This window comes from Aneurinibacillus aneurinilyticus ATCC 12856 (genome assembly GCF_000466385.1).
Lineage (GTDB): Bacteria > Bacillota > Bacilli > Aneurinibacillales > Aneurinibacillaceae > Aneurinibacillus > Aneurinibacillus aneurinilyticus.
This window is the reverse complement of the sequence record NZ_KE952920.1, coordinates 42,737-50,806: the sequence shown is the minus strand read 5'-3', so window position 1 is coordinate 50,806 and position 8,070 is coordinate 42,737. Positions and strand designations below refer to the sequence as shown.

At 45.1% G+C, this 8,070-nt stretch carries 10 protein-coding genes and 1 riboswitch; of the genes, 5 read left to right on the top strand and 5 right to left on the bottom strand.

Translation table 11 applies throughout. From position 1 onward, the window contains the following. From HMPREF0083_RS25565 to HMPREF0083_RS25550, 5 genes are all read left to right on the top strand, one after another. On the top strand, positions 1-206 hold a 206-nt coding region (locus HMPREF0083_RS25565; RefSeq protein WP_021624894.1), incomplete at its 5' end, for a hypothetical protein. 137 nt (positions 207-343) lie between these two features. After that, complete coding sequence (locus HMPREF0083_RS28570; RefSeq protein WP_021624893.1) at positions 344-517, top strand: hypothetical protein; 174 nt, start codon at positions 344-346, stop codon at positions 515-517. Positions 518-733: 216 nt separating this feature from the next. After that, a complete protein-coding gene (locus HMPREF0083_RS25560; RefSeq protein WP_021624892.1) occupies positions 734-913 on the top strand; it encodes a hypothetical protein in 180 nt (59 codons plus the stop codon). A gap of 190 nt (positions 914-1,103) precedes the next feature. Next, a complete protein-coding gene (locus tag HMPREF0083_RS25555) occupies positions 1,104-1,307 on the top strand; it encodes a hypothetical protein (protein ID WP_040305123.1) in 204 nt (67 codons plus the stop codon). Positions 1,308-1,325: 18 nt separating this feature from the next. After that, positions 1,326-1,871, top strand: coding sequence for a hypothetical protein (locus HMPREF0083_RS25550; RefSeq protein WP_021624890.1), 546 nt, complete (start codon positions 1,326-1,328; stop codon positions 1,869-1,871). Positions 1,872-1,944: 73 nt separating this feature from the next. Here HMPREF0083_RS25550 and HMPREF0083_RS25545 read toward each other — a convergent pair whose 3' ends face one another. The 5 genes from HMPREF0083_RS25545 to gabT form a co-directional block, all read right to left on the bottom strand. Next, a complete protein-coding gene (locus tag HMPREF0083_RS25545; protein WP_040305120.1) occupies positions 1,945-2,613 on the bottom strand; it encodes a hypothetical protein in 669 nt (222 codons plus the stop codon). Positions 2,614-2,828: 215 nt separating this feature from the next. Continuing rightward, entirely contained in the window at positions 2,829-3,086 is a 258-nt protein-coding gene (locus HMPREF0083_RS25540) for a hypothetical protein (protein WP_021624887.1), read from the bottom strand. 1 nt (position 3,087) lies between these two features. Next, positions 3,088-4,743 carry a sigma-54 interaction domain-containing protein gene (locus tag HMPREF0083_RS25535; protein WP_021624886.1) on the bottom strand — a complete coding sequence of 552 codons (1,656 nt, stop codon included), beginning with the start codon at positions 4,741-4,743 and terminating at the stop codon, positions 3,088-3,090. Between the two features lie 38 nt (positions 4,744-4,781). Further along, complete coding sequence (locus tag HMPREF0083_RS25530) at positions 4,782-6,218, bottom strand: aldehyde dehydrogenase family protein (RefSeq protein ID WP_021624885.1); 1,437 nt, start codon at positions 6,216-6,218, stop codon at positions 4,782-4,784. A gap of 23 nt (positions 6,219-6,241) precedes the next feature. Continuing rightward, positions 6,242-7,597: a 4-aminobutyrate--2-oxoglutarate transaminase gene (gabT, locus tag HMPREF0083_RS25525; protein WP_021624884.1), complete on the bottom strand. Its 1,356-nt coding sequence runs from the start codon at positions 7,595-7,597 to the stop codon at positions 6,242-6,244. Between the two features lie 300 nt (positions 7,598-7,897). Further along, a riboswitch (SAM riboswitch) is annotated at positions 7,898-7,995 on the top strand. Positions 7,996-8,070: the final 75 nt, after the last annotated feature.

Below are 8,070 nucleotides of genomic sequence, written 5' to 3'. Positions count from 1 at the left end.
ATGAAGAAGGTGAACAGCTAATGAAAGAGCGATTGAAAGACCCGTTCCTATGGGCTGGCTTTGGTGGATTGCTGTATCAGGTTTTGAATGTAAGAGGAATTATTGTTCCCCAAGGTTTATGGGATTTAGGATTAGACCTCATTAGTTATGCTTGCATTGGAGTCGGTGTAGTATCCGGGTATACAGGAAAAACAAAAGAAAGATAATCAGACTTCCCACCGTCCATTTGGATAGTGGGATTTTTTTTCTTGAATCTATATTTCTATATTTACAAAAATACATAATTATGTTATATTATATGTAGGGGATGAAATAAGCCCTGCCCCGGAAAGGGGGTATACAGTTGGATAAGGAAGAGCTTGCTTTATGGACGGGCGTTGCATCACTCGCCCTAACAGCGGCAAACATCGTTATTGCACTTCTTGTTTTGGAAGAGAAAATCGACCAAAGAAAAGAACGTCGCAAGAAGAAAAAAGCCGCTAAACGTAAAAAGGCTCCTAAGCGCCGGACACGCTAGAAGCCAGTAGCAAGGCAGGCCGAGTGCAATACTCGGTCTGTACTTCCCTATTCATCTTATACGCTTATTTTACATCCCCTATACCTAAAAGTAAAGCGAGGTATCCCTATGGACGTGTATTGGTTCGCTTTCATCTCAGCTATACTCGCTCTTGGTTCTTCACTTGTTGTTTTGTTTCTTCTTCTCAGTAAGCGCAAAAGAAAGGAACGTAAATAAATGGCGAAGAAAACACGCACATACAGACTTCATGAGGAAACTATCGAACTTTTAAAAGCTTGGTCATTCATTACCGAGAAAGATCAACAGGATATTTTGGAAGAAGCGTTTTTGGAGTATGCAAAACAACGCCCAGACCTTCATGAAAAAGCAAAGAAGGTTATTGAGGCCGTGAAGTAGTAGTGTTTTTTTCTGAGAAAGGGATTGAGCCGTTTTTCTTTTGCTACTAGAACATATGGATAATAAACGAAAAACGAGTGAGGCCCGGTAATTATGCCGGGTTTTTGTCTGGCAATGAAAAACACTCTGAGTGATAAGAGAAATCGGGTATAATAATAAAAAATGAATCATAGAAGAGGAGAGGTTACTTTTGGTCATGTTCTCTAGTCCCGGAATGATTATGCTTTTCATTACCGGAGTCATTATTCTAATTGTTTTCTTCGGCGGGATTATTACTGCCATTGTACAGACGGTGCGCGGTAATTTGAAGGTTGATTATGATGCTATTGCAGCACGTAATGCAGTAGAGGATGAAGAACGGCGCAGAATGAAAAAACTAAGTAAACAGCGATAAAGAATAGGAGAAACATTCGTGTTCGATCCGACTATTTTCGATAATATTAAAGTGGCGCTTGAAGGTGCGGTATATGACCTGGACTTTGCTGGCGAAGTTACAGTTACGTCCCGCAGCGATCAGATTGAGCTTGCGGCCATGGCCCGTGAATATATGATCGGATGTAGAAATGCCGCCAGGAAGGATGGCAATCCGCGAGTCACTGCTCTGTTTATATTATCCGCAGGGGCAGCTGATTTAGCAGGAGAAATTCTGGATCTTGCAGAGAGTGAGGAGCGGACATTCGGCTGTACACTACACGTAAATTTCCTGTTGAATATCGAGCGTCCGGAACGCTGTGCAGAGATAGAGAGGATACTTAATACGATTTGGTCATATCGGCCCCGTATTATTCAAGAATTATCGTTTGTTTATAGTGGACTTACCTTGGAGCGTCCGGTAACATACCGTAATACGGTAACGCTTGATTTTGGAAGAAAAATCAATGAAGACAATATTGAAGATTTGTTTACGATTGTTGAGCATGCTGTACAGTCATTGCGTCAACTGGAAAAGAACATATAAAAAACTCTTCGCACCAATTATCGGGCGAAGAGCTTTTTTGTTTAGGAAGTGATTGCGCCAGACGGCGTACGTGTCAGCCTGCCTGTGGCGTATTCACAGGAAGCGCAGTAGGCTTGGCTGCAAGCGAGTATCCATAGAAAATGAGTGTAATACCAACGCTGTTGGCAATAGGCAAAATATCTGTTAGGCCAAAACGGGTGAGTGTGCCCCCCATAGCGATAATAAGCGATCCGATACCAATCCAGAGTCCGGCTTTGGAATGACGTCGAAAGAAGGTATAAAAAGAACCAATAATAAGTGCAAAGCTTCCCGGAATGGTCAGTATTGGAGAATACAGGCGTGCATCGCGCGGCAATGCAGTTCCTCCGATTTCTTCGCCATTTAGTGCTAATTGTTCTGGATTTAGCGGTGAATTGAATACTTTTACAAACATGGCCACTGTAATGATAGCTACGAGAACGAGAAATACATGTGCCACCTTTGGTTTTACCGTAAAGTACAGTTGACCTGCGCCGAGAAATGCTACCAGTGAAGCGGCTGCCACATACCAGATGCGATATATGGAGGGCTCCCAGCCGATAAAATAGGACACCGTACTGCCGAGTGCGCTGAAGAAATAAAAGAAGAAGCCAATAAACCAGGCCAGATGGCTAGGCTTGCGTTTGGTCAGCCATTGGCGAAGAATGCTGTATGCAAAGTACCCCGACAATGCAGTAGCAAAACCCCAGAGAATAATATTCATGTTCATCCCCCGTTATCTAAAAATTTTCCACAGAGAAATACCCCTGTCTCTTGCAAAACAGGGGATGCCTACCGTTTCACTGTATGCGAAATACCGACGCCCGCCAATATGATACGGAAGAACAGTATTCTGGTCAAGGTGTTATACACTGTTTGAGCGGAATACCTATACCAGGAAAGTTCCAACATATCCATTCACTTCCTTTTGAGACTTTCTTATATCATATCATGAAAGTGAATTTCAAGGTTCGTCTCATTTGTGACAGTATCGTCGATGGCAAGAGGGGTATTGGCAGTCGTACGGATTGACAATACTGTCTCGAGTGTAGATTGGTCCCGTTCAGGCGGCAGCGCTTGAAAGAACCAGGGATGAATGGTTAGCAAAATCTCAAGAATGGCGCCAACGGTATGCGGGCGGTCGAGATGAACATCCATTGTCTCTGCGGCTTGCGTCCCGTATATCGTTATCTGCATATTACAATTCCTTTACATATTTATTGACTTTACGCATGGCACTGGATTGACTGATACCAAGCATCTCTGCAAGTTTGTACGTGCTACCGCACTCTTCGTATGCCTGGCGAATGATTTGACCCTCGTATCGGTCCAATTGCTCCTTCAATCCAAGACCTGTCTGAGGTATCAGTGGTGCGGTTTTTTCTTCATCGTACAGTGCGCTTGTTACGTGCTTTGCGGTAATTATGTCTTCATCGGCTGTTACGACAATCCGTTCCAGAAAGTTACGCAGCTCCCGAATGTTGCCTGGCCATTCCGCACGCCGCAATTCTTCTGCGGCAGTATAGCTGAGTTTTTTCTCGATGCCGTATGTTTCCTGGAATTCTTCCAGAAAGCGGATGGCCAACGGTACGATATCTTCCCGTCTTTCTCTGAGTGAAGGAACCGTAATTGGAATGACGTTCAACCGGTAATACAAATCATTGCGAAATGATTTTTCTTCAACTTTCTTTTTTAAATCCTGGTTAGTGGCTGCAATAATGCGTACATCCACATGAATCGGAGTCGTACTACCAATACGAAAAAATTGTTTCTCCTGTAGGACATTCAGCAGTTTGGCTTGCATAGACAACGGTAGTTCTCCAATTTCATCGAGGAATAATGTGCCTCCGTTCGCAGCTTCAAACAATCCTTTTTTCCCTTTTTCGTGTGCGCCGGAGAACGCGCCCCGTTCATACCCGAATAATTCCGACTCAATAAGTGACTCGGGAAAGGCGCTACAGTTGACGGAGAGAAAAGGAGCCTGCTTGCGTGGGCTTGTGTTGTGCAGATAGCGTGCCAGGTATGTTTTTCCTACGCCCGATTCTCCAAGCAGCAGTACCGTGCTATCTACCTTCGCTACTTTTTCGATTTTCGAAAGTACCTGAAGCATTATCGGACTGCGTACGGTCAGCTTCATACCGGATTGCTCTTCTCGAAGCTGCAAGGTTTCTTCATACGTCTCCACTCGCTCCTGCAACTGGTCAAGCTGCTCGCGCAGGTTTAAAAGTTCCGTAATGTCACGTGAGTTACTAACGACACGAATAAGGCGTCCATCCTGCGTGAAGACAGGAGTAGCTGTCACTAATAGTCTGCGCCCATTTTGGGTCTGCTGGACGAGGTTAATCTGTTTGTGGTGCGCGATAACATCAAGTGTAGCGGAAGGGGAGAAAATACCCGCTGAGACGAGTTCATTTACATGTTTTCCCACCATCTGCTCGGCCTTTAGGCCATAATTGCGCTCGCAGGCCCCGTTTACTCTAACCGTATAGCCTTCTCCATCCGTAACGAAAATTTCATCGTATGCCGCAGCAAACACACTCTTTAATTCTGCATATAAATGCTCGTATTCGGTAGCAACGTGACTCTCCCTCGTCTCCCAGGGGAAAATCAACCAGACGAATCCGTGCGGCTCGGCTAATAGCCTTCCCTCCCAGAGAAAGCGATCCGCCCGCTGAAAAAAATCGCCGTCCGCCGCCCACTTGCGTAGGCGATCGGACAGCTCGGCAGGAGTCCAACCCTGCTCGAAGAACCATTTCTCGATCAGGCTATTGTATTCGAATGTGTCCTGGTTAAGGTAGCAAAAACCGATCGAGAAGGTATCCAAAAGTGATGCAATATGGATATCCGCTTGCATGAGGCGCCTCCTTATGGTAAGGCGCGGTTTAACGGCCGTTACTTGTTACGGTTGAAGCAGACAAGCTTCATTTCCGTCATTTCTTCAGTTGCATACTTGATACCCTCGCGTCCAACACCGCTTTCTTTTACACCACCATACGGCATTTGGTCGACGCGGAATGTCGGGAAGTCGTTAATCATGACCCCCCCTACATCCAGACGCTCAGCTGCATGGAGTGCGCGCTCAATATTTTCAGTGTATATGCCCGCTTGCAAGCCGTAACGTGAATCGTTCACTGCATCGATCGCTTCATCCAATGTATCGAACGGACTGATAACAACGACGGGTGCGAACGTTTCTTGGCAGCTTACTTTCGCATGTGACGGTACATTGACAATAACTGTCGGTTTGACAACATTGTTGTCTGTACCGCCTGTCAGCACGCTAGCACCGAGCGACTCGGCCTCTTTTACCCAGGAAGCGATACGTTCCACGTCTTTTTGCGAGATAAGAGCTGCAATATCGGTCGTTTCATCCAGTGGATCGCCAATGCGCAGGTTTTTCGTTTCCGCCACGAATTTCTCTACAAACTTATCGTACATCGATTGGTGTACGTAAATGCGTTGCAGGGAAATACATACCTGACCCATGAACGTAAATGCACCTGTTACCGTGCGCTTGATGATCCGGTCAATATCGAAGCCTTCGTCGATGATAAGTCCAGAGTTAGAACCTAATTCCAGAACTACACGTTTCAGGCCTGCTTTTGAACGAATCGTTTTACCTACTTCCGGGCTACCGGTGAACGTAATCATCTTCACACGGTCATCGATAACCATTTCATCTCCTACTTCACTTCCAGGACCAGGGATGACTTGCAAGGCACCCGCTGGCAGGCCCGCTTCCGCGAACAAATCAGCGATAAAGTAAGAGGATAATGGAGTTTGGTCCGCAGGTTTCAGTATGACCGCATTACCGGCTGCAAATGCAGGACCGAGCTTATGGGCCACCAGATTGAATGGAAAGTTGAACGGCGTAATGGCTCCAACAATGCCGAGTGGCTGACGTACCGTATAGGCGATACGATTCTCCCCCATAGCAGATGCATCCATCGGAATGGTTTCACCATGCAGACGGCGTGCTTCATCAGCCGCAAATTGATAAGTCTCAACTGTACGAGCTATCTCTCCACGGGCAACCGTAATTGGTTTGGCTGCTTCAAGTGCCAGAATGCGTGCAGCCTCTTCCTTGCGTTCATTCAAAAGAAGAGAAACTTTCTGCAGAATAGCCGCCCGCTTGTGGGCAGGTAGCTTGGCCATCGTTCTTGCCGCTTCCTCTGCATGATCAATCGCAGCTTTTACATCTTCTCGTGTGCCGATAGCGACTTCTGCAATCACTTCTCCGGAATGAGGGGAGCGAAGCTCCTTATATGAAGCTGCTTCTTTTGTGCTGCCAGCAATATAGAGTGGCTTTTTTGGTATTGTTTGGTTCATAGCTGAAACCCCTTTCTTCCTAATTAGTGTACTTGCAGAGCCGAAGTTGCGGCTTCCATAGCTTCCTCGATAATGTCGAGACCTTCTTCGAGTTGTTCGTCAGTAATTACGAGAGGCATCAGTACGCGAAGCACGTTTCCGAATAAACCAGCGCTTAATGTAATTAAGCCGCGTTTATTAGCTTCATTTACAATTGTGCCCACAATTTCTTTATTTGGTTCTTTTGTTTGTCTGTCTTTAACAAACTCAATGGCACACATAGCACCTAAACCGCGTACATCTCCAATTATATCGTATTTATCTGCAAGACGGTTGAATCGGTCCATGACTTTCTCGCCGATGATACGTCCTTTTTCATTCAAGTCATGTTTCTCAATCATGTCAAGGACTGCAAGTGCAGCACGGCATCCAAGCGGACTTCCTGCATACGTACCACCCAGTTCGCCAGGGTTGGCGGCTTCCATAATTTCTTTGCGTCCGATAACACCGCTAATCGGAAGACCTGCGCCCATGGATTTGGAAACGGTCATTAAATCAGGAACAACATCGAAATGCTCGATAGCGAAAAGCTTACCAGTACGGCTGAAACCGGTTTGAATTTCATCGGCAACGAATACGATACCGTGTTGTTTACAAATCTCTGCTACGCCTTGTACGAATGTTTTGGATGGAACGACGAATCCGCCTTCGCCCTGTACAGGCTCCATTACTACCGCAGCAACATTTTCTGGAGCCACATCGCCTTGCAGGAATGTTTTGAATTCATTCAGAATATATTGATCATATTGTTCCGCAGACATGCCTTCTGGACGGCGATATTCATAATGATAAGGTGCTTTATATACTTCCGGTGCGAATGGACCGAATTCGAATTTGTATGGTTTTACTTTACTTGTCATTGTCATGGTGAGCAGTGTACGTCCATGGAAGCCGCGTGAGAAAACTACAACACCTTGACGTTTTGTATATTTGCGTGCGATTTTAACCGCATTTTCTACAGCCTCTGCACCGCTGTTGAGGAACAGAACCTGTTTTTCGTGATCGCCAGGCGCAAGCTTAGCCAGACGCTCAGCCAGTTCAATGTACGGTTCGTACATCATAACGTTGAAGCCGGTATGAATGTATTTGTCCACTTGATCATGCAAAGCCTCGACGACTTCTGGTGCGCAGTGCCCAGCGTTAATCGTACCGATAGCACCGGCAAAGTCGATGAATGTATTGCCGTCTACATCTGTTAAAATAGCGCCTTGCGCTTTTTCCACGAATGTCGGAATGCCATTGCTAACGCCTTTTGGTACATATTGTTTGCGGCGTTCAAGAAGTTCTTTAGCTTTCGGTCCTGGTAGTTCAGTTTTAACATTAGCGAATTTATAGCTCATAGGGCTACCTCCTTAATAATGGAACAAAGTTTATGATATACAAAAGTAAGGTGTTTCACTTTACTTTTTAATCCAAGCAATAAGTATGCCAATCTTAAAAAATATAAAAATAAGTAGGAAATAAGCATATACAAAGTAAATAGAGTATAAAACAAGTCTTATTTGACTTGGTTTTAAGTCTTATTTGGTTTGGTGAAAATGCGAAAAAATTTGCTGAAAGTTATTGCCATTAAGAAAAAAGCAAGTTATAATCAAAACCAACAAAAATAATAAATACAATAAGTTTAATAAGAATACTCTTTCTTATCTAGAGAGATGGAGGGGCTGGCCCAATGAAGTCTCGGCAACCTAATTCGGTTAGGTGCCAATTCCAGAGAGCAGAGGCTCGAAGATGAGTAGGAGGGGTCGATAAACATACACTACGCCCTTCTTCTTCGAAGACAGGGCGTTTTTTGTATCATTAAACCAACTAA